This is a genomic window from Streptomyces sp. B93 (assembly GCF_018070565.1).
GTDB lineage: Bacteria > Actinomycetota > Actinomycetes > Streptomycetales > Streptomycetaceae > Streptomyces.
On the sequence record NZ_JAGPXL010000042.1, the window covers coordinates 22,206 to 43,002 of the forward strand.

At 71.8% G+C, this 20,797-nt stretch carries 19 protein-coding genes and 1 pseudogene; 8 read left to right on the forward strand and 12 right to left on the reverse strand.

The window, feature by feature from the left end; genetic code table 11:
- Window positions 1–85 precede the first annotated feature (85 nt).
- Together KBY47_RS29030 and KBY47_RS29035 are read left to right on the forward strand one after the other, a co-directional pair.
- Window positions 86–2,434, forward strand: a complete 2,349-nt coding sequence (locus KBY47_RS29030; RefSeq protein ID WP_210926150.1) for a ribonucleoside-diphosphate reductase subunit alpha — start codon at window positions 86–88, stop codon at window positions 2,432–2,434.
- Window positions 2,434–3,447 (forward strand): ribonucleotide-diphosphate reductase subunit beta, encoded by a 1,014-nt coding sequence (locus tag KBY47_RS29035; protein ID WP_210926153.1) that lies wholly within the window; start codon window positions 2,434–2,436, stop codon window positions 3,445–3,447. Before KBY47_RS29030 ends, KBY47_RS29035 begins: the two co-directional genes overlap by 1 nt.
- A gap of 9 nt (window positions 3,448–3,456) precedes the next feature.
- Here the strand turns inward: KBY47_RS29035 and KBY47_RS29040 are convergent, their stop codons facing one another.
- The 11 genes and pseudogenes from KBY47_RS29040 to KBY47_RS29090 form a co-directional block, all read right to left on the reverse strand.
- Window positions 3,457–4,248: a hypothetical protein gene (locus tag KBY47_RS29040; protein WP_247695393.1), complete on the reverse strand. Its 792-nt coding sequence runs from the start codon at window positions 4,246–4,248 to the stop codon at window positions 3,457–3,459.
- 61 nt (window positions 4,249–4,309) lie between these two features.
- Entirely contained in the window at window positions 4,310–5,689 is a 1,380-nt protein-coding gene (locus tag KBY47_RS29045) for a cytochrome P450 (protein ID WP_210926161.1), read from the reverse strand.
- Complete coding sequence (gene cyc1 / locus KBY47_RS29050) at window positions 5,686–6,771, reverse strand: epi-isozizaene synthase (RefSeq protein ID WP_210926163.1); 1,086 nt, start codon at window positions 6,769–6,771, stop codon at window positions 5,686–5,688. Before cyc1 ends, KBY47_RS29045 begins: the two co-directional genes overlap by 4 nt.
- A 276-nt stretch (window positions 6,772–7,047) precedes the next feature.
- On the reverse strand, window positions 7,048–7,698 hold the full coding sequence (gene def, locus KBY47_RS29055; protein ID WP_210926165.1) for a peptide deformylase: 651 nt from the start codon (window positions 7,696–7,698) through the stop codon (window positions 7,048–7,050).
- A gap of 133 nt (window positions 7,699–7,831) precedes the next feature.
- A complete protein-coding gene (locus KBY47_RS29060; protein WP_210926167.1) occupies window positions 7,832–8,812 on the reverse strand; it encodes a hypothetical protein in 981 nt (326 codons plus the stop codon).
- Between the two features lie 103 nt (window positions 8,813–8,915).
- Window positions 8,916–10,187, reverse strand: a complete 1,272-nt coding sequence (locus KBY47_RS29065) for an HD domain-containing protein (RefSeq protein ID WP_210926169.1) — start codon at window positions 10,185–10,187, stop codon at window positions 8,916–8,918.
- A gap of 470 nt (window positions 10,188–10,657) precedes the next feature.
- Window positions 10,658–11,905: pseudogene (locus KBY47_RS29070) on the reverse strand (HD-GYP domain-containing protein); the annotation flags it as partial.
- Between the two features lie 121 nt (window positions 11,906–12,026).
- A complete protein-coding gene (rsrA, locus tag KBY47_RS29075; protein ID WP_210926171.1) occupies window positions 12,027–12,338 on the reverse strand; it encodes a mycothiol system anti-sigma-R factor in 312 nt (103 codons plus the stop codon).
- Window positions 12,335–13,021, reverse strand: coding sequence for an RNA polymerase sigma factor SigR (sigR, locus tag KBY47_RS29080; protein WP_210926231.1), 687 nt, complete (start codon window positions 13,019–13,021; stop codon window positions 12,335–12,337). Before sigR ends, rsrA begins: the two co-directional genes overlap by 4 nt.
- Window positions 13,022–13,260: 239 nt before the next feature.
- A complete protein-coding gene (locus tag KBY47_RS29085; protein WP_210926173.1) occupies window positions 13,261–13,905 on the reverse strand; it encodes an alpha/beta family hydrolase in 645 nt (214 codons plus the stop codon).
- 1 nt (window position 13,906) lies between these two features.
- Window positions 13,907–14,722 carry an SOS response-associated peptidase gene (locus KBY47_RS29090; RefSeq protein ID WP_210926175.1) on the reverse strand — a complete coding sequence of 272 codons (816 nt, stop codon included), beginning with the start codon at window positions 14,720–14,722 and terminating at the stop codon, window positions 13,907–13,909.
- Between the two features lie 50 nt (window positions 14,723–14,772).
- Between KBY47_RS29090 and KBY47_RS29095 the strand changes: the two genes are divergently transcribed.
- From KBY47_RS29095 to KBY47_RS29110, 4 genes are all read left to right on the forward strand, one after another.
- Window positions 14,773–15,486: a M50 family metallopeptidase gene (locus KBY47_RS29095; RefSeq protein WP_210926177.1), complete on the forward strand. Its 714-nt coding sequence runs from the start codon at window positions 14,773–14,775 to the stop codon at window positions 15,484–15,486.
- A gap of 167 nt (window positions 15,487–15,653) precedes the next feature.
- Entirely contained in the window at window positions 15,654–16,994 is a 1,341-nt protein-coding gene (aroA, locus tag KBY47_RS29100; RefSeq protein WP_210926179.1) for a 3-phosphoshikimate 1-carboxyvinyltransferase, read from the forward strand.
- 16 nt (window positions 16,995–17,010) lie between these two features.
- Window positions 17,011–18,021 (forward strand): ribosome small subunit-dependent GTPase A, encoded by a 1,011-nt coding sequence (gene rsgA, locus KBY47_RS29105; RefSeq protein WP_210926181.1) that lies wholly within the window; start codon window positions 17,011–17,013, stop codon window positions 18,019–18,021.
- Between the two features lie 150 nt (window positions 18,022–18,171).
- Window positions 18,172–18,495 (forward strand): multidrug efflux SMR transporter, encoded by a 324-nt coding sequence (locus tag KBY47_RS29110; RefSeq protein ID WP_210926184.1) that lies wholly within the window; start codon window positions 18,172–18,174, stop codon window positions 18,493–18,495.
- Here KBY47_RS29110 and KBY47_RS29115 read toward each other — a convergent pair.
- Window positions 18,461–19,078, reverse strand: coding sequence for a TetR/AcrR family transcriptional regulator (locus KBY47_RS29115; RefSeq protein ID WP_210926186.1), 618 nt, complete (start codon window positions 19,076–19,078; stop codon window positions 18,461–18,463). The two genes, KBY47_RS29110 and KBY47_RS29115, sit on opposite strands and share 35 nt — an antisense overlap.
- Window positions 19,079–19,420: 342 nt before the next feature.
- On the opposite strand from KBY47_RS29115, the gene hisN reads away from it, so the two are divergent.
- The gene (gene hisN, locus KBY47_RS29120; RefSeq protein WP_210926188.1) at window positions 19,421–20,221 is read left to right on the forward strand and encodes a histidinol-phosphatase; all 801 of its coding nucleotides are present in this window, start codon (window positions 19,421–19,423) and stop codon (window positions 20,219–20,221) included.
- Between the two features lie 120 nt (window positions 20,222–20,341).
- On the forward strand, window positions 20,342–20,734 hold the full coding sequence (locus tag KBY47_RS29125; RefSeq protein ID WP_210926190.1) for a cyclic nucleotide-binding/CBS domain-containing protein: 393 nt from the start codon (window positions 20,342–20,344) through the stop codon (window positions 20,732–20,734).
- Window positions 20,735–20,797: the final 63 nt, after the last annotated feature.

Below are 20,797 nucleotides of genomic sequence, written 5' to 3' on the forward strand. Positions count from 1 at the left end.
GTGGGCCGGTGGACGCGACGCCGCGCGCGCTCGTGAGCTGCCCCCTGCCCTCCCGCAAGGCCCCGTGCCGAGCGGAGAGCCCCACGTGACCATCGCGCCAGCCGACCCCGCTTCAGCGGCCCCCGCACCCGTCCCCGTCGACGAGGACGGGCCCGGCGCCGCGCTGTTGCGGACCCTGACCGAGCTGACCGCCGACCTGCCCGACGCGGACCCCGGCCGGGTCGCCGCCGCCGCGCTGCGCGGCCGGTCCGCCCGGGCCGACGCGACGGAGCTGCGGGAGCTGGCCACCGAGGCCGCCGCCGGGCTGATCTCGGAGGACCCCGCCTACTCGCGGCTGGCCGCCCGGCTGCTGACCCTCGCCATCCGCGCCGAGGCGGCCTCGCAGGGCGTCACCTCCTTCACCGAGTCGGTGCGGACCGGCCACCGCGAGGGCCTCATCGCCGACCGCACCGCGGAGTTCGTGCGCGTCCACGCCGCCCGCCTGGACGCGCTCGTCGACCCGGGCGCCGACGACCGCTTCGGCTACTTCGGGCTGCGCACCCTGCACTCCCGCTATCTGCTCCGGCACCCGATCACCCGTCGGGTCATCGAGACCCCGCAGCACTTCCTGCTGCGCGTCGCCGCCGGTCTCGCCGAGGACGACAGCCGCCGGTCCGTCGACGAGGTCGCCGCGCTCTATAGCCTGATGAGCCGCCTGGACTACCTGCCCTCCTCCCCCACCCTCTTCAACTCCGGCACCCGCCACCCCCAGATGTCGTCCTGCTACCTGCTGGACTCCCCCAAGGACGAGCTGGACTCCCTCTACGAGCGCTACCACCAGGTCGCCCGGCTCTCCAAGCACGCCGGTGGCATCGGGCTGTCGTACAGCCGCGTCCGTTCCCGGGGCTCCCTGATCCGGGGCACCAACGGGCACTCCAACGGCATCGTCCCGTTCCTGAAGACCCTTGACGCCTCGGTGGCGGCGGTGAACCAGGGCGGTCGGCGCAAGGGCGCGGCGGCTGTCTACCTGGAGACCTGGCACTCCGACATCGAGGAGTTCCTGGAGCTGCGGGACAACACCGGTGAGGACGCCCGTCGCACCCACAACCTCAACCTCGCGCACTGGGTGCCGGACGAGTTCATGCGCCGGGTCGCCGAGGACGGGGTGTGGTCCCTGTTCTCCCCGTCCGACGTGCCCGAGCTGGTCGACCTGTGGGGCGCGGAGTTCGACACCGCCTACCGGTCCGCCGAGGCACGGGGCCTGGCGAAGAAGACCCTCCCGGCCCGGGACCTGTACGGCCGGATGATGCGTACCCTCGCGCAGACCGGCAACGGCTGGATGACCTTCAAGGACGCCGCCAACCGCACGGCCAACCAGACCGCCGAGCCGGGCCACGTCGTCCACTCCTCCAACCTCTGCACGGAGATCCTGGAGGTCACCAGCGACGGCGAGACGGCCGTGTGCAACCTGGGCTCGGTCAACCTGGGCGCCTTCGTGACCGGCACGGACATCGACTGGGAGCGCCTGGACGCCACCGTCCGCACCGCCGTCACCTTCCTCGACCGCGTGGTCGACATCAACTTCTACCCGACCGAGCAGGCGGGCCGCTCCAACGCCCGCTGGCGCCCGGTGGGCCTGGGCGTGATGGGCCTCCAGGACGTCTTCTTCAAGCTGCGGCTGCCCTTCGACTCACCGGAGGCGAAGGCGCTGTCCACCCGGATCGCCGAGCGGATCATGCTCGCCGCGTACGAGGCCTCCGCCGACCTCGCCGAACGCAACGGTCCGCTGCCCGCCTGGGAGAAGACCCGCGCCGCCCGGGGCGTCCTGCACCCCGACCACTACGACACCGAACTGACCTGGCCGGAGCGCTGGGCGGCGCTGCGGACGCGGATCGCGGCGGTCGGCATGCGCAACTCCCTGCTGCTGGCCATCGCCCCCACCGCGACGATCGCCTCGATCGCGGGCGTGTACGAGTGCATCGAGCCGCAGGTGTCCAACCTGTTCAAGCGCGAGACGCTGTCCGGTGAGTTCCTCCAGGTCAACTCGTACCTGGTGGACGACCTGAAGCGGCTCGGCGTGTGGGACGCCCGCACCCGGGAGGCACTGCGCGAGGCGAACGGCTCGGTGCGGGACTTCTCCTGGATCCCCGAGGACGTACGGCGGCTGTACCGCACGGCGTGGGAGATCCCGCAGCGCGGCCTGATCGACATGGCCGCCGCCCGCACCCCGTTCCTGGACCAGTCGCAGTCGCTGAACCTGTTCCTGGAGACGCCGACCATCGGCAAGCTCTCCTCGATGTACGCGTACGCCTGGAAGTCCGGTCTGAAGACGACGTACTACCTGCGCTCCCGCCCCGCCACCCGGATCGCCCGCGCCGCCCAGGCGACGGTCCCGGCCCCCGAGGCGGTCGCCTGCTCCCTGGAAAACCCCGAGTCCTGCGAGGCCTGCCAGTGATGACCAGCCGCAACACCAACCTGCTCGACCCCGGCTTCGAGCTGACTCTCCGTCCGATGCGCTACCCGGACTTCTACGAGCGCTACCGGGACGCCATCAAGAACACCTGGACCGTGGAGGAGGTCGACCTCCACTCCGACGTCGCCGACCTGGCGAAGCTGACCCCGGGCGAGCAGCACCTGATCGGCCGCCTCGTCGCCTTCTTCGCCACGGGCGACTCCATCGTGGCGAACAACCTGGTGCTCACCCTCTACAAGCACATCAACTCCCCCGAGGCACGGCTGTACCTGTCGCGGCAGCTCTTCGAGGAGGCCGTGCACGTCCAGTTCTACCTGACCCTGCTGGACACCTACCTGCCCGACCCGGAGGACCGCACCGCCGCGTTCGCCGCCGTCGAGAACATCCCCTCCATCCGGGAGAAGGCGGAGTTCTGCTTCAAGTGGATGGACTCGGTGGAGCAGATCGACCGCCTGGAGTCCCGGGCCGACCGCCGCCGCTTCCTGCTGAACCTGATCTGCTTCGCCGCGTGCATCGAGGGCCTGTTCTTCTACGGCGCCTTCGCGTACGTGTACTGGTTCCGCGGCCGGGGTCTGCTGCACGGCCTGGCGACCGGCACCAACTGGGTGTTCCGGGACGAGACGATGCACATGTCCTTCGCCTTCGACGTGGTCGACACCGTCCGCAAGGAGGAGCCGGAACTGTTCGACGACGCGCTCGGGCAGCAGGTCACCGACATGCTGCGGGAAGCCGTCGAGGCGGAGCTGCAGTTCGCGCGCGACCTGTGCGGCGACGGCCTGCCGGGCATGAACACCGACTCGATGCGCCAGTACCTGGAGTGCGTCGCCGACCAGCGGCTGACCCGCCTGGGCTTCGCCCCGGTGTACGGCTCCGAGAACCCGTTCTCCTTCATGGAGTTGCAGGGCGTCCAGGAACTGACCAACTTCTTCGAGCGCCGCCCGTCCGCGTACCAGGTCGCCGTGGAGGGCACGGTCGACCTGGACGAGGACTTCTAGCGACCCGCCCTACTTCAGGGCCACGAAGTCCCCGGCCGACGCGGCCCGCGCGGTCGTCGTCGTGCCGGGGAAGTACCAGCGCCAGGTGCCCGCCGAGGAGACGGTCACCTTGGTGCGCAGCAGACCGGACCCGTCGGCCGTCACGGTCTTGACCGTGCGGTAGTCGGACGCGCCGCTGGGGCGGTGCTGGAGCAGTACCGCCCCGCCGAAGCCGTAGTACTTCAGGCTCTCCCAGCTGGCCCGCGACAGCTTGCCCACGACGGTGAGCGTGCCGCCCTTGGCGACCGGCTCGGGTCCGGCGTTGACCGTGATCGCGGAGGCGCGCTTGACCTTGAAGTGCGCGATGGTGTCGTAGATCCACCAGTCGCCGTCGTTGGCCTTGACGGTGGCGGCGGCCTGCCAGGTGCCCGCGATCCTGTTGGAGTTGATGTCGTCGCTGGCCGGGATCCACGCCGGGTCGACCTTCATCGTCCCCGTGCACACGGACGTGGTCGAGGACTTCTTCACACAGGTGGTGCCGGTCCAGTCGAAGAAGCCGTAGGCGTTGGACGAGTTGAAGGCGCTGAGCCGGCTGACCCCCTTCGCCCCCGAGTCGTCCTTGATGGTCATGGCGATCGGGAACGTGACCACCGCCTTGGTCCCGACCTTGACGTTCTTGCCGCCGTTGACGACGGTGCCGGTGATCCGGACGTCCCCCACCCCTTCGGCGTGGGCGCCCGTGGCCGTCAGCAGGACCAGGGCCGTGGCCCCGCCCGCCACGGCCCAGGTCGTGCGCCGCGCGGAGCGCGTGCTGTGTTCCATGATCCTCCCCTGGTGTCCGGGAGAGGTTACACACGCGCTCCACCGGTACGGAACGGGATGTTCACCGGGGTACCGGCCGCAGCAGCAGCCGGTGCGGGCGCAGGGTGATGCCGACGCGGGTGGTGTCGTCGGAGCCGGGGACCTGCTCCAGGCGGAAGGCGGTGGCCACCGCGGCGGTGATCAGCGACAGCTGGGCCATGGAGAAGTGGTCGCTGGGGCACTTGCGGTTGCCCACGCTGAACGGGCTCATGGCGTACTTCGGCACCTCCTTGGCGCGTTCCGGAAGCCACCGGTCGGGGTCGAACTCCAGGTTGTTGGCGTATGAACGCGCATCGCGCTGGATCGCGTACGGGCTGTACACGATGTCGGCTCCGGCCGGAATGCGATAGCCACCGAGTTCGGTGTCCGTGACCGCCCGCCGGGTCAGAATCCAGACGGCGGGCCGCAAACGCATCGCCTCGACGACGACATTGTTGGTGTGGGTGAGCTTGCGGACGTCGTCGAATGCCACGGGCCGACCACCCGTTACGGATTCAACCTCGTCCCGGACCTTGTCGGCGTGTTCCGGGTGCTCCGCGAGAACCTGGAGCAGCCACATGATCGTGGAGGCCACGGTTTCGCTTCCGGGGGTGAGTATCGCGACGACCTGGTCGTGGATCTCCTGCTCCCCGATGGGCTCGCCATTCTCGTCCTTCGCCTCCAGCAATGCCGTCAGCAAATCGTCCGGCCTTTGACCGGATGCCCGGCGCTCCGCGACGATCTCGTCGACGAGGAGATGCAAATCGGCCAGTGCCCGGTTGAATTCACGGTTGGCGGGCAGCGGCAGCCGGTAGAGCGGCCCGAGCGGGACGACCATCCGGCGGTACATCCCCCGGAAGACGGTGGCGAGGGCGACACAGAGCCGCTCCGCCCGCTCGTCCATGAACTGCCCGCGCAGCAGACAGCGGGCCGCGATGCGCACGGCGATCCGGAACGACTCCGAGGTGCAGTCGATCGTCTCGCCGGGCCGCCACCGCTCGGCGAGCGCGTGCGCTTCCTCCTCCATGATCGGCCCGTAGGCCGGGATGGCGTCCAGCCGGAACGCGGGCTGGATGGTGCGCCGTTGGCGCCGGTGCCGGGGCCCGTTGGCGGTGGCGACGCCCTCCTTGCCGAGCAGGCCCTCCAGCGACTCCCACAGCGGCCCGTCGATCTCGTAGTCGGGGTCGAGGGCCAGCGCGCCGGTGAGCGCCGGGGTGGTGACGGCGTACACCGTCTTCGGGCCGAGCCTCAGCCGGACCACGTCGCCGTGGCGGCGCAGCCCGGCCATGAAGGCCAGCGGGTCGCGGACCAGCCGCCAGCCGTGGCCGAGGAGCGGGAGGCCGCCGCCCGCGAGGGGTGGCTCCCGCAGTTCCCGGGCCGGGGTGGTGACGCCGGCCTCGGGCTTCGCTGACTCGACGGTCATTTCTCACCTGCCGCTTCGTTGTTGACGTACGGGGGCGTGGACCGGTCGTCCCAGCTGTCGACCATGTACCGGCCGGACTCGTGGTGGAACCAGTAGACGGAACTGAACCAGTTCCGCATATTCGCTAGGCAGGACCGCACCGCAACGCTCAGTTCCTTTCCCCGCAGGGTGCCGTCGGCGAGGTCGTCGGCGAAACGCAAGGCCTCGCGTTCGACGACCAAGAATTCGGATATGCAGCCCTCTATCCGCCGCCGCAATTCGGCTACCGTCTCCTCCAGGGTCAGCCCCTCATGGGTGATGAGACTGATTCCGAGATTGTGCACCTCGTCGCCCGCGATTTCCTTGGGCAGCGAACAGAGGTCGTTGTACCAGGCGGCGAATTCCTGGCTGAGCAGTGCCGCCCGCCGATATGCCGGGTGTTTCCGCACCGGGTCCGGGAGTTCGCATCCCGCGCTCGGTTCCAGCAGATCGGTCCAGATCCAGTGCGCGAAGGTGAGCCGCCGCAGTTCCAGGTATTCCTCGACCGGGGGCACGACCCCCTCGGTGCGATTGTGGAATTCCTGGTCGTATGCCTCGATCACCGCGTGGAAATGACGTCCGAAGCGCGCGTTCCAGGTGTGCGGCAGGAACGCGTACAGCCGCAGCACACTGTCCGCGAACGCCGCCACCAGGGGATCCTCGTGGTGCAGATGGTGGTGGGGGGAGTCGAGGGCGGTGTGCAGCCGCTCCTTGAGGCGCCGCCAGGCCGCCGGGCGGCGGTGCACGATGTCACGGTCGTGCCGGTCGTCCCAGACGAAGAACCAGGTGCTGTAGTCGGCAATGGCCTGCATGACCTCGTCCGGGGCACCGATGTAGTACCCCGCCATCAGATCGGTGTAGCACAGGCCATCGGCATATTCGGCCACCTTGTCCGGGGGCATGAGCCGTTTTTCCAGGAGCCATGCGCGTGTTGTCTCCTGGAGCCTCGGCCAATACGGATGCAGTTGCCGTGGAAAGGCCGCCTCGATCACCGGCAGAGAGAGCGACGGTGGGACCGCGACCGCGGTAGCGGTCGATGTGGTGCTGTGTGGGAAAGCGTGCAAGACGAACCCCTTTCAGCCGCCGATGACGCACGCTCCTGCCGCTGTGCCGGGCGTGCGCCGTTGCGTATCCCGCACTCTCCATTCAGCACCACAACTGACCGGTCTGGGAACGGATTTGCTCCATTCACTACCCCAACGTGCCGAGAATCCCCCCTGTGTGACTGGTTATGGATCACTGGTCGGTGTAGGCGGTCGAACGGGCGACGGAGGGACGAACGGCGCCCGGCCGGGGTGGGTCCCCGACCGGGCGCCGTGTCGTGTGGGGTGCGGGAGGTGTCAGTCGTTCGCGACCACGGGGTAGCGCGGCTCGTTCTCGGCCATCTGCCGCAGCGCGTCCTTGCGTTCCCGCTTGGAGAGCCGGTCGATGTAGAGGTAGCCGTAGAGGTGGTCCGTCTCGTGCTGGAGGCAACGGGCGAAGTACCCCGTGCCGCGCACCTTGATCGGGTTGCCCTTCTCGTCCTGCCCGGTCACCTCGGCGTAGTCCGGGCGGGCCAGCGACGCGTACGCCGTCGGTACCGACAGACAGCCCTCGTTGCTGTCGTCGAGGCGGCGCTTGTCGGCGGGCAGTTCGACCAGCTTCGGGTTGCAGACCACGCCGACGTGCCGGACACCGGCGTCGTCCTGGCAGTCGTAGACGAAGACCTTCAGGTCGACACCGATCTGGTTGGCGGCGAGACCCACGCCCTCGGCGGTGCGCTGGCTGGCGAACATGTCCGCGACCAACTGGTCAAGCTCGGCGCCGAACTCGGTGACGTCCTCGCACTCCTTGTGGAGCACGGGATTCCCGACGACCGTGATCGGCCGCGAGGTGCCGCGCTCGCGCCAGGCGGCCTCGCGCTCCTCGCAGTCCTCCGTGTCGACGACGAAACCCTCGTCGTCGACGGGAAGCACGCCCACGTGCTGCTGATCGGTGTCCTGCTGGGCCATGACCGACGTACGCCTTCCTGCACAAAACCAAGAACGAAGCGGGGATGATGCTGGTCCAGGGTACGTGCAACGCCGCGAGGGGCGCGGGGAACTGCGCGATCAACCACCAAGCACCCGCACCGGACAACGCGCCCTAACACACCTCTTCAAGATCCCGCCAGCCCCGGGAATCCGGACTGTCCGCGACCCACCCGTCCAGCAACCCCCGCACCAACGACGCCGGCGCGGCGATCCCGCACTCCCGCTCCGGCACCCACAGCTGCCCGTCCGTGCGGTGCCCCAGCGGCCCCGGGTGCCCGGGCTCACTGTGGTCGTGCGGGTCGAGGTGCTCTCCGTCGCCCTCGTCCGCGGGCATCCGTGACTCCGAGCACATCCGGCACAGCAGCCGCACCGACGACGACCAGTCCTCCGCGGCGAACCCGGCGTCGGCCGCCAGCTGCTCCAGCGCGTCCCGGTCGGCCTCGGTGGCCGCCTCCAGCAGCACCACCCAGGTGGGCACCGGCGAGGGCGCCCACAGCTCGATCTCGTCGAAGACGGGGTAGCTGTGCCCGGCGGCGGTGGTCCGCTCACCGTGCGGCACCCCGTCGTGCAGGACGACCTCGCCCCAGCGCCGCCCCGACGACGGCAGCGGGATCGACAGCACCTCGATCCGGGCGGGGTCGAGCCGCCGCCCCCACACCACCTCGGCCTCGCCCTCGGGCGACAGCCGTACGGCCGCGCTGCCCAGCTCCATCCCGACCGGCTCGCCGGAGACGGCGGCACCGCCGGGCACGTCCAGGCCGTACGCCTGCCAGGCGCGGCGGGCCAGCGGCCAGTCCTGGAGGGCGGTGGCGGCGATGCCGACGTTCCACCAGTCGGGTGCCCCGGCCTCCCGGTCGAGCAGGGCGACCGCGCGCAGTCCGGCGGCCCGCGCCTGCTCCCAGTCGTGCCGGAACTTGTGCAGCAGGGCGAGGTTGAACCAGGACTCCGAAAGCCAGGGTTCCAGGTCGGCGGCCCGGGTCAGCAGCGCGCCCGCGTCCTCGTAGCGGCCGTCGCCGATCAGGGTGAACGCACGGTCCGTGGCCTGCCGCCAGGAGGCGGAGGGCCGGTGTCGTCCCTTGCCGAAGATCCTCACGATTCCCGCCTGCCAGTTCCGTTCAGTGGGCTGGCTGTGCCTTTCGCGCCCCCGGTACACCCTCTCCTGCGCATCAAACCACGTACGGCTGGACGGGCGCTCATTACCCATGGGTTACCCAGCCATGGGCGGGGTCAGACTCGCGGGCCAGCGCCCGGGCCAGTGACTCCACCACCTCGGGAGCGTAGTCACCCGCGGTTCCCAGCCGCAGTTCCTCCAGCGCCGCCAGCGCCCCGCCGGGACCGGCGTCCCGCGCCCTCTCCTCGTAGGCGTTCACGGCCCGCACGATCCGGGCGGCCGGCGGCTGCTCCGCCCAGGGGTCGGCCTGCCGCTCCACGACCACCGCGACCGCCGGATCGACCCCGGTCTGCCGTACGACGGCCCCGCCGAGCAGCGCGATCCGCCGCTGTTCGGCGGGGTCCAGCCCGGCGGTGGCCCCGGCCGGGACCGGGTCGACGAGGCTCAGCTGCCCGATGTCGTGCATCAGGGCGGCGTGCTCCAGCACGGTCAGCTCCGGCTCGGTCAGCCCGAGGTCCCGGCCCACGGCCCGGCTGAGCGCGGCCACCCGGCGGGCGTGCCCGGCCGGGGTGTACCCGGCCACCTCGGTGGCGCGGGCGAGGGAGGCGATGGTCTGCCGGTAGGTGGCGCGCACGGCGGCGTACCGCCGGAAGGCGAGCTGCACCAGCAGCAGCGGGAGGCAGAACACCGGCAGCGCCCACAGCCCCGCCACGGCCACCGCCAGCGCCATCACCGCCCCGGTGGCACAGACCGCGGAGCCGATGCCGAGCAGCCCGCGCAGCTCGTCCTGGAGCAGCGGACCGAAGGGCCAGCCGGTGCGGGAGCGCGCCGTCGCGGCGGCCAGTACGGCGTCGCACAGCGCGGTGAGCGCCAGCAGGGCGAGCAGGAGCAGGGCGTACGCCGGTCCGATCCACGCGTCGAACACCCCTTGGTTGTAGAGCGGCTGGAAGCAGACCGCGGCGAAGCCGACGGTGAGCACCCGGCGCGCCAGGTGGTCCAGCGTGCCGCGCTGCCCGCGGGCCAGGTGCGGCACGCACCCGGCGAGGGAGGCGGCCAGCACCACGGCCACGACCTGGGCGGCACCGTGCCGGGTCGGCTCCCCGGCGGCCTGCCCGAGCAGCGCGTACGCCAGCGCCCCGGCGGCGGCGAGCGGTGCGGCCACACCCGGCTGCGGGCCGGGGTGCCGGGCAGGGGTGCCCGGCTGGGGCGCGCTCCACCGCGTCAGCTCACCCACCGCGACGAACGCCCCGAAGGCGAGCGCGACGCCACGGTCCTCCAGCCCGTGCCAGAGGGTGAGTCCGAACGAGCCGAGGGCGAGGACGAGGGCACAGAGGTGGATCAGCCGGTGCGTGCTCACGGGGACCTCCGGACGGCGCCCCCGACCCGCCCTCCGGCCGGACCGGCGCCGGTGCGGCCGTCTGGGCCTGGAGGCGGACCGGTACGGGACACACCGCCACCCGCTACCCGCGCACCCTCACCCGCTGCCCGCGCAGCCCCGCCCCCCGCCCGCACGCCATCGCCCCCTGCCCACGCACCCTCACCCGCTGCCCGTCCACCATCGCCCCCTGCCCACGCACCCTCACCCGCTGCCCGTCCACCATCGCCTCCTGCCCGCGCAGCCCCGCCCCCCGCCCGCGCGCCATCGCCCTCTGCCCGCGCACCCCCACCCGTTGCCCGTCCACCATCCCCCGCTGCCCACGCAGCCCCGCCCCCCGCCCCCACGCCAACCCCCGCTACCCGCGCACCCCCACCACCTGCCCATCCGCCATCGCCCCCTGCCCGCACGGCCCCGCCCCCCGCCCGCGACTCGTCGGCGCCTGCCACCGCCTCGTCGGCCGTCACCGCCGGGCCCCAGCCCGACCGCCGTACCACCCGCGCCAGCGCCGCCACCATCCGTGGATCGAACTGCGCGCCCGCGCACCGCTCCAGCTCCCCGAGCGCCACCGGGACGGGCCGCGCCCTGCGGTAGGCGCGCGTGGACGTCATCGCGTCGAAGGCGTCGGCGACGGCCACCACCCGGGCGGACTCGGGGATCTGCGTCCCGGTCAGCCCGTACGGGTACCCGCTGCCGTCGAGCCGCTCGTGGTGGTGCAGCACGGCCGCCCGGGCCTCCCCGAGGAAGGCGATGCCCCGGACCATCTCGTGGCCGTACTCGGGGTGCAGTTCGATCACCCGCCGTTCCTCGGGGGTCAGCGGCCCGTCCTTGCGCAGCAGCCGGGTGGGCACGCCCAGCTTCCCGACGTCGTGCAGGATCCCGGCGAGCCGGAGCGTCTCGACGCGCTCATCGTCCATGCCCAGCTCACGGGCGATCATCATGGAGGCCTGGCCGACGCGTTCGCCGTGCCCGCGGGTGTAGCCGTCCTTGATGTCGACGGCCTGGACCAGCGCCCGGATCGTCGCCCGGTGGGCGGCACGCTCCCGGTGGTACTGGGCGTACACCCACCACGAGACCCACATCGGCAGCAGCACCAGCAGCGCGGCCACGGGCCCGTAGGGGCTGCGCCAGAGGACGGCCATCATCAGCCCGGCGAGCCCGTGCACGGCGACCGCCGCCAGCGACCGCGGGAACAGCCCCCGCCAGGCGCGCTGCACCGGCACGCGCACGGCCAGCGCCAGGATGCCCCCGTCGAGCCCGGCGAGCACCAGGCAGAAGACCAGCACCGCCGCACCCGTGGGCAGCAGCGCGTAGGGGAAGTCGGGCGCCACGACCGCGTCCCGCCCGCCGAGCGCCCAGTGCGTCCGGGCGGCGGCCCACACGGCGAGCGCCAGCTGGGCGGCCCGCCAGATCCGCCGGGGCGCGGCGGGCCGCTGCTCGACATGGGACAGCAGCGCCCCCGGCACCGCGACGAGGGCAGCGGCGGGCGGGGGCAGCAGGAAGGCCCCGGCGAGGAGCACGGGGTAGCAGGTCCCGGCGACGCGCCACCGGGTGACCAGCTCACCGCCCGTGTACAGCAGGGCGAGCAGCGCGACCGCCCACCAGGGGGTGTGTACGGCGGGCAGTGGGCGCAGACAGAGCAGGGCGCCGAGGGCGACAGAGGCGACGTACACGCGTGCGCGCGCCGGTAACGCCTCCATGGGTGCCGCCCCTTCCCCACCGCCGGGCCGTCGGTTCCAGGCTCGGAGCCTAGGCGGGGACAGGGGTGACCCGAGGCGGGTTGGGCCTCGGGTTAGCACCTTCGGGTGATACGGGGGGCGGTCAGGACTCCTGTGCCGTGGCCGGGCCGGCGGCCACGTCGTGTTCGGGCACGGTCTGTCCGGAGCGGATCAGATCCAGTCGTCCCATGACCTTGGCGCGCAGGTCGGTGGGTACGTCGTCATGCCCGCAACACCGCTTGACCAGCTTCTTCACGGCCTCTTCGAGTCCGTACTTCTCGAGACAGGGCGAGCACTCCCTGAAGTGCTGCTTGAACTTGTCACGATCGGCGTCCGGCATCTCGCTGTCGAGGAACTCGTACAGATGATCGAGTACCTCACTGCAATCCGTCTCGTGCGGCTCTCCGCAGCTCATGAGCCCGAGCCTTTCGCTTCGTTCGACTCTCCGGCACCGGCCGGGACCAGACCCCGCTCGCGGGCGTAGTCCTCGAGCATGCCGCGCAGCTGTCGGCGGCCACGGTGCAGCCGGGACATCACCGTACCGATGGGTGTCCCCATGATGTCCGCGATCTCCTTGTAGGCAAAGCCCTCTACGTCGGCGAGATAGACCGCGATGCGGAATTCCTCGGGGATCGCCTGCAAGGCCTCCTTCACGTCCGAGTCGGGCAGGTGGTCGAGCGCCTGCGACTCGGCGGAGCGCAGACCGGTCGACATGTGCGACTCGGCGCGCGCGAGCTGCCAGTCCTCGATCTCCTCGGCCGCGCTGCGCTGCGGTTCACGCTGCTTCTTGCGGTACGAGTTGATGAAGGTGTTGGTGAGGATCCGGTACAGCCACGCCTTCAGATTGGTGCCCTCGCGGAACTGGTGGAAGGACGCGTACGCCTTGGCGTACGTCTCCTGCACCAGGTCCTCGGCATCGGCCGGATTGCGCGTCATGCGCAGCGCGGCCGAGTACATCTGGTCGAGGAATTCGAGCGCGTCCCGCTCGAAGCGCGCACTGCGCTCCGCGGTCGACTCCGCGCCCGTGCCGCCCAGGCCCTCGGGCTGCTCCGCCTGGCCGTTGTCGGTCCCTGCGTCGGTACCGGGAACCGGACCCACCTCCTCCAGTGTCCGGGCGGAACCGAGACCGGTCCCACCAGAATCGGAGGATAGACGACGATCCGGTCCGCCCGCCGCTCGAACAGGAGCGGTCTTGGCCGCGTGCAGCACTGTCCAGTCCAGTTCAGTGCGGCTGTCGCGGTCCGGGCAGATGGTCGAACCCATGCGGCGGACTTCCTCTCCTACGAACTGTGTCTGCCCGCCACAACACGGACACGGCCCACGGCATTCCCGAACCTTTACCCGAGTGACCCCGTCCACGCGAGGACACCGTCGGTGACGATCCGCACCGCCTCCTCCTGACCGATGTCCGCCCGCTTGGGCACGGCCAGCCCGTGATCCCCGTACGGCACCTCGACCAGCTCGTAATCGCCCTCGGGGAACTCCTCCGGCCGCCCGAAGGGGTCGTTGCCGCCCTGGACCACGAGGGTGGGGACCCCGGCGCCGAGCAGTTCACCGGCGCGGGACCGCTCCGGCCTGCCCGGCGGGTGCAGCGGGAAGCTCAGCGCGAGCACGGCGTGCGCGCCCAGCTCGGTGGCGGTGCGGCAGGCGACCCGCGCCCCGGCGCTGCGCCCGCCGGAGATCACCGGCAGGCCCGGCTTCGCGACCGCGGGCCAGATCCCGCGCCAGCCGGTGTCCAGGGTCTTCGGCGCGGGCGCGACCTTCTTCCCGGCGACCCGCCAGGGCTGCTCCACGAGGGCGACGCTCACCCCGTGCTCCGGGAGGACGGCGGCCAGCGCCTTCAGGTCGCGGGCCTCGATGCCGCCGCCCGCGCCATGGCTCACCGCCAGGACCAGCCGTGCCTTCCGCGCCCGGTGCCAGGTGACGCGGGCCTCCCCCGCGTCGGTGCTGATGATCTCGGTACTGGTGGTCTCGCTCGTCACGCTAGAAGAGTGTGCCCTCTTCCGGTGCCGCCAGCTCCTTCAGCAGCTCCGGTCCGTTGTTGCGGACGTTGCTGACGTCGGTGGGGACGGGGTAGGCGCGCATCAGCCCGGCGGGCGGCGGCGCGAGCAGTTCCCGCAGGCCCTCGGGGTCGGTGCGGGCCGGGTCGAGCCAGGCGTCCCAGCGGTCCGGGGTGAGCATCAGCGGCATCCGGGGGTGGATGTCGGCGAGGGCGCGCGGCCCGTCGGCGGGGGCGACGGCGAGCGGGCTGGTCTCCGCCTCGGTGGTGATCACCGAGCAGGTCGCCCACCAGGCCCGCGGGTGGTCGTCGGGCAGCGTCCGGTCCCGCCAGAACTCGTACAGCCCGGCCATCGCGAACACCGAACCGTCGGCCGGGAGCACGAAGTACGGCTGCTTGCGGGGCCGCTTCTTCTTGCCCTCGACCTCGAGGTCCCGCTCCTGCTTGCCGGTGACCCACTCGAAGTAGCCGTCGGCGGGCAGGATGCAGCGCCGGGTGGTGAAGGCCCGGCGGTACGACGGCTTCTCGTGCACCGTCTCGGCGCGCGCGTTGATCATCCGGGCGGCGCCCTCGGGCGTCTTGGCCCAGGACGGGACCAGACCCCACTTCAGCTTCCGCAGCTGCCGAACCGGGCGCGGGCTGTCCGCGTCCTTCAAGGGGCGGTCCAGTACGGCGTAGACGTCCTTGGTCGGAGCCACGTTGTAGTCGGGCGCCAGGGTCTCCTCGGGGTCCCACTTCTCGATCTCAAAGATTCCTGCGAGATCCTCTGGGCTACGACTCGATGCATACCGTCCGCACATACGTGCCACACTGCCAGACTCCGCCCGACCAGAGGGAGCGCCCCGGACACATGAACAGCACGACAGCCACCTCTCTCTGGGACGAACTGACCGGCATCCAGCCCGACCCCGACCTGTGGGTGGTGATCGCCACGCTGGCCGCGGCGCTCGCCGTGATCGTCCCGCACGGGGTGTGGCGCGTCTCGCGCAATGCCATCACCATCGCCCACGAGGGCGGCCACGGCCTGGTCGCCCTGCTCACGGGCCGCACCCTGACCGGCATACGGCTGCACTCCGACACCAGCGGCCTCACCCTCAGCCGGGGCAAGCCGTACGGCCTCGGCATGATCCTCACGGCCGCCTCCGGCTACACCGCGCCGCCGCTGCTCGGCCTGGGCGGGGCCGCGCTGCTCGGCGCGGGGAGGATCACGCTGCTGCTGTGGCTGGCCACGGCGCTGCTGCTGGCGATGCTGGTGATGATCCGCAACGCCTACGGCGCGCTCACCGTGGTCGTCACCGGCGGCACGTTCCTGCTGGTGTCCTGGCTGACCGGGCCGCAGGTGCAGGCCGCGTTCGCGTACGCGGTGGTGTGGTTCCTGCTGCTCGGCGGGGTCCGCCCGGCCTTCGAGCTCCAGGCCAAGCGCCGCCGCGGGGGCGCGGGCGACTCGGACGCGGACCAGCTGTCCCGTCTCACCCACACGCCCGCGGGTCTGTGGCTGTTCCTGTTCCACGCGGTGTCGCTGTGCTCGCTGATGGGTGGGGGGCGGTGGCTGCTGGGGCTGTGAGGCACCCGTGCGAAGCGTGAACGCGGGGCCCCGAAGGGGGGCACGGGGCGCCGTGCGTCACGGCGCCCCGTGCGCGGGTGCGACCAGCCACAACACGCCCGCCGTCGGGCGGCGGGCACCGTTCCCGGCCGAACCCGGCACGCCGAACCCCCACTAAAGTGGGGCGCATGACCGTTCACCCCGCACCCACCGCCCTCTGGCCCGCCCCGCACGCGAGCGGAGCCGTCGACGCGACGGTCCACGTGCCCGGGTCCAAGTCGGTCACCAACCGGGCCCTGGTGCTGGCCGCCCTGGCCTCCGAGCCCGGCTGGCTGCGCCGCCCGCTGCGCTCCCGTGACACCCTGCTGATGGCGGGCGCCCTGCGGGCCATGGGCGTCGGCATCGAGGAGACGGTGTCCTCCGCCTCCTCCGTCTCGGGCGAGCGCGTCACCGGCGAGGCCTGGCGGGTGCTCCCCACCGATCTGCACGGCCCGGCCACGGTCGACGTCGGCAACGCGGGCACGGTGATGCGCTTCCTGCCGCCGGTCGCCGCGCTGGCCGACGGCCCCGTCCGCTTCGACGGCGACCCGAGGTCGTACGAGCGCCCGCTGAACGGTGTGATCGACGCGCTGCGCGTGCTCGGCGCCCGCATCGACGACGACGGCCGCGGCACGCTGCCGCTGACGGTGCACGGGGCGGGCGCGCTGGACGGCGGCCCGGTGGAGATCGACGCCTCGTCGTCCTCGCAGTTCGTGTCGGCGCTGCTGCTCTCCGGCCCGCGCTTCAACCAGGGCGTGGAGGTCCGCCACATCGGCTCCACGCTCCCCTCCATGCCGCACATCCGGATGACGGTCGACATGCTGCGCGCGGTCGGCGCCCAGGTGGACACCCCCGAGTCCGGGGGCGAGCCCAACGTCTGGCGGGTCACCCCGGGCGCGCTGCTCGGCCGTGACCTGACCATCGAGCCGGACCTGTCCAACGCACAGCCGTTCCTCGCCGCCGCCCTGGTGACCGGCGGCAAGGTCCTCATCCCGGACTGGCCCGCGCGCACCACCCAGCCCGGCGACCGGCTCCGCGAGATCTTCACCGAAATGGGCGGTTCCTGTGAACTGACCGACTACGGCCTGGAGTTCACCGGATCGGGTGCCGTCCACGGCATCGACGTCGACCTCGGCGACGTCGGCGAACTGACGCCCGGCATCGCCGCCGTCGCCGCCCTCGCCGACTCCCCGTCCACCCTGCGCGGGGTGGCCCACCTCCGGCTGCACGAGACGGACCGCCTGGCGGCCCTCACCAAGGAGATCAACGAACTCGGCGGCGACGTCACCGAGACCGCCGACGGTCTGCACATCCGCCCACGCCCCCTGCACGGCGGCGTCTTCCACACCTACGAGGACCACCGCATGGCGACCGCCGGCGCGATCATCGGCCTGGCGGTGGAGGGCGTACGGATCGAGAACGTGGCGACCACCGCCAAGACACTGCCCGACTTCCCCGACCTGTGGACCGGGATGCTCGGGGCGGCGTAGGACGCGGGGACCAGTCATGCGCCGCTACGGCAAGCACACCGACGAGGACGACATCCGCAGCCGCCCCGGCCGCAGGAACACCCGTCCGCGGACGAACATCCGCCCGAAGCACGAGGACGCCGCCGAGGGCATGGTCCTCACCGTCGACCGGGGCCGTCTGACCTGCCTCGTCGAGGACCGGGTCGTCCTCGCCATGAAGGCCCGCGAACTGGGCCGCAAGGCCGCCGTGGTGGGCGACCGGGTCGCCCTGGTCGGTGATCTGTCGGGCAAGAAGGACACCCTGGCCCGTATCGTCCGCATCGCCGACCGCAGCTCGGTGCTGCGCCGCACCGCGGACGACGACGACCCCTACGAGCGGGTGGTCGTCGCCAACGCCGACCAGCTCGCCATCGTGACCGCCCTCGCCGACCCGGAGCCCCGCCCCCGCCTGATCGACCGCTGCCTGGTCGCGGCGTACGACGGCGGCCTGTCGCCCCTGCTGGTGCTGACCAAGTCGGACCTGGCCCCGCCCGACACACTCCTGGAGCTGTACGGCGACCTCGACATCCCCTACGTCGTCACCAGCCGCGAGGAGCTGGAGAACGGCGGCGCGGCCGAGCGGGTGCACGCCGAGCTGGACGGCAAGGTCACGGCGTTCGTCGGCCACTCCGGCGTCGGCAAGACGACCCTGGTCAACGCGCTGGTCCCGGAGGAGCGCCGCCGTTCGACCGGGCATGTCAACGCGGTGACCGGCCGCGGGCGTCACACCACCACCTCCGCGCTCGCGCTCCCGCTCAGCGACTCGGCGGGCTGGGTGATCGACACCCCGGGCGTACGGTCGTTCGGCCTGGCGCACATCGACCCGTCCCGGGTGATCCACGCCTTCCCCGACCTGGAGCCGGGCACCGAGGGCTGCCCTCGCGCGTGCAGCCACGACGAGCCGGACTGCGCGCTGGACGACTGGGTCGCCGAGGGCCACGCCGACCCGGCCCGCCTGTACTCGCTGCGGCGGCTGCTGTCGGCGCGGGAGGCGAAGGAGGGCGACTGACTTCCGCGGTGTTTGTCGGCGGGCGGGGCAGGTAAGGGCATAATCGCAAAGCCGAAACCAAGCCGAGTCAAGAACTGGCAAGCAGTCAGAAGTCGAGCGGGCTCAAGTCAAGCAGTCACATGACATGTGGACGTACGGGGAGGACAAGCCATGGCGTGGCTGCTGGTCATCGTGGCCGGGTTGCTCGAAACCGGTTTCGCCGTCTGTCTGAAGCTGTCGCACGGCTTCACCCGGCTCTGGCCGACGATCGCGTTCGCCGCCTTCGCCCTGGGCAGCTTCGGCCTCCTCACCCTCTCCCTGAGGAAGCTCGACGTGGGCCCGGCGTACGCGGTGTGGACTGGCATCGGCGCGGCGGGCACGGCGATCTACGGGATGGTCTTCCTCGGTGACATCGTCTCCACGCTGAAGATCGTCTCGATCAGCCTGGTCATCATCGGGGTCATCGGCTTGCAGTTGTCCGGCTCGGCGCACTGAGCGCACCGCGCACCAGCTCGCCGACCTCGCCGTCCTCCGGCGGCGCGGCGACACAGGAGAGCGCGAGCCGCACGGCGAGTTCACAGGACCGCGCGAGTTCCCCGCCGCCGTCCTCGGCATCCCCGGACAGCACGGCGACGGCCCGGTCCCGCACCATCGCGACGAAGTCCCCCGGCGTGGGCAACGGCCCGTCCGCGCGGCGCTGCGCGGGCACGGACGAGGAGGACGGCACCGACGACGGCGCCGGCGCGGGCAGCCGCTCGCCCCAGCAGCCGGTGAGCATCGCCCGCACCAGGGCGTTGTCGCGGGCGGCGGCGGTCGTCCACTCGGCCGTCGCGGTCAGCCGCTCCCGCGCGTCACGGTGCGTGCCGAGCGCCCGCTCGACCCCGGCGAGATACCCGTCCGCCTCGCGGCGCACCAGCGCCCGCGCGAGCCCTTCCTTGCTGCCGAACTCGTTGTACAGCGTCTGCCGGGACACCCCGGCCGCGGCGGCCACATCCACCATCCGCACCGCGGACCAAGGCCGCCGGGCCAACGCCGTATAAGCGGCATCCAGCAGAGACTCCCGCGCAGCAGGCATCATCGCCTCCCTCAGGGCGCCCAACCCTCCGCCCAGATTTGACGCCCCCATGCCCCCTGTCAAGGCCTCTCGCGCCGCCGCGGGGGCCAGCCTCCGCCCTCTGCGGTAGCCGCCGCGACTGCGGACAGCCGCACCACTGGCATAGCTGGACAGCCGCACCCCCCGGGCATAGCTGCGGGCAGTCGTGCCGCTGGGGCGGCACGGGTGGGCGCAGCGGCACCCGGCAAGCGCCGGGCAGCGCGACCCACCCCCACAGCAACCCCCACCCCGGGCACCCCGTGAAGCACAGTCACCCCCCGCCGCCCCCCATGGCCCCACCCCATCCCCGCCGTATACCGTTCCCACATGCCCGACTACCTCGATGACCTCCGCCTCGCCCACGTCCTCGCAGACGCCGCCGACGCCGCGACGACCTCCCGGTTCAAGGCCCTCGACCTCAAGGTGGAGACCAAGCCGGACATGACTCCGGTCAGCGAGGCGGACAGGTCCGCCGAGGAACTCATCCGCGGCCAGCTCCAGCGTGCCCGCCCCCGCGACGCGATCCTCGGCGAGGAGTACGGCGTCGAGGGCACCGGCCCCCGCCGCTGGGTCATCGACCCCATCGACGGCACCAAGAACTACGTCCGCGGCGTCCCCGTCTGGGCCACCCTCATCTCCCTGATGGAGGCGGGCGAGGGCGGCTACCAGCCCGTCGTGGGCGTCGTCTCCGCCCCCGCCCTGGGCCGCCGCTGGTGGGCCGCGAAGGGCCACGGCGCCTACACCGGCCGCAGCCTGTCCTCCGCCACCCGCCTGCACGTCTCCGGAGTCTCCAAGCTCTCCGACGCCTCCTTCGCGTACTCCTCCCTCTCGGGCTGGGAGGAGCGCGGCCGCCTCAACGGCTTCCTCGACCTCACCCGGGAGGTCTGGCGCACCCGCGCGTACGGCGACTTCTGGCCGTACATGATGGTCGCCGAGGGCTCGGTCGACCTGTGCGCCGAACCGGAGCTGTCCCTCTGGGACATGGCGGCCAACGCGATCATCGTCACCGAGGCGGGCGGCACCTTCACCGGCCTCGACGGCCGCCCCGGCCCGCACAGCGGCGACGCCGCCGCCTCCAACGGCCTGCTCCACGACGAACTGCTGGACTACCTCAGCGAACGCTACTGAGCGCCCACGCCCCCTTGTTGACCCCTCCTTTGCCTGCCACTCTGAGAATCCCCCCGCTTGTGAATTTGTGAAAAAATGAACAAACGGCGGGGCCCGTCCCCCAGGAGGTGGCTCCAACCCATGCTTGTCCGCGACGCCATGAGCACAGTCGTCCTCACCATCGGCCCCACCCACACCCTCCGCCAGGCCGCGGCGCTGATGTCCGCCCGCGGCGTCGGCGCGGCCGTCGTCCACGACCCCGACGCCGGCGGCATCGGCATCCTCACCGAACGCGACGTCCTCAACTCCGTCGGCCTGGGCGAGGACCCGGACGCCGAACCCGCCGACGCCCACACCACCACGGACGTCGTCTTCGCCGCCCCGGCCTGGACCCTGGAGGAGGCGGCCAGTGCCATGACCCACGGCGGCTTCCGCCACCTGATCGTCCTCGACGGCGCCGAGCCCGTCGGCATCGTCTCGGTCCGCGACATCATCCGCTGCTGGGCCCCGGCCCGGCAGCAGGTGCCCGCCTGAGCCCCGTACTCCGCACATGCCAGTGGGCCGGACCCCCGAGGGGATCCGGCCCACTGTCTACGA

Bases quoted from the DNA above. Each gene is read 5' to 3' on its own strand.
- KBY47_RS29115 (WP_210926186.1), bottom strand. From the start codon at position 19,078: ATGATGCCTGCTGCGCGGGAGTCTCTGCTGGATGCCGCTTATACGGCG.
- KBY47_RS29125 (WP_210926190.1), top strand. From the start codon at position 20,342: ATGCTTGTCCGCGACGCCATGAGCACAGTCGTCCTCACCATCGGCCCC.
- rsrA (WP_210926171.1), bottom strand. From the start codon at position 12,338: ATGAGCTGCGGAGAGCCGCACGAGACGGATTGCAGTGAGGTACTCGAT.
- def (WP_210926165.1), bottom strand. From the start codon at position 7,698: ATGGCCCAGCAGGACACCGATCAGCAGCACGTGGGCGTGCTTCCCGTC.
- KBY47_RS29110 (WP_210926184.1), top strand. From the start codon at position 18,172: ATGGCGTGGCTGCTGGTCATCGTGGCCGGGTTGCTCGAAACCGGTTTC.
- rsgA (WP_210926181.1), top strand. From the start codon at position 17,011: ATGCGCCGCTACGGCAAGCACACCGACGAGGACGACATCCGCAGCCGC.
- KBY47_RS29090 (WP_210926175.1), bottom strand. From the start codon at position 14,722: ATGTGCGGACGGTATGCATCGAGTCGTAGCCCAGAGGATCTCGCAGGA.
- KBY47_RS29095 (WP_210926177.1), top strand. From the start codon at position 14,773: ATGAACAGCACGACAGCCACCTCTCTCTGGGACGAACTGACCGGCATC.
- KBY47_RS29045 (WP_210926161.1), bottom strand. From the start codon at position 5,689: ATGACCGTCGAGTCAGCGAAGCCCGAGGCCGGCGTCACCACCCCGGCC.
- aroA (WP_210926179.1), top strand. From the start codon at position 15,654: ATGACCGTTCACCCCGCACCCACCGCCCTCTGGCCCGCCCCGCACGCG.
- hisN (WP_210926188.1), top strand. From the start codon at position 19,421: ATGCCCGACTACCTCGATGACCTCCGCCTCGCCCACGTCCTCGCAGAC.
- KBY47_RS29040 (WP_247695393.1), bottom strand. From the start codon at position 4,248: ATGGAACACAGCACGCGCTCCGCGCGGCGCACGACCTGGGCCGTGGCG.
- KBY47_RS29035 (WP_210926153.1), top strand. From the start codon at position 2,434: ATGACCAGCCGCAACACCAACCTGCTCGACCCCGGCTTCGAGCTGACT.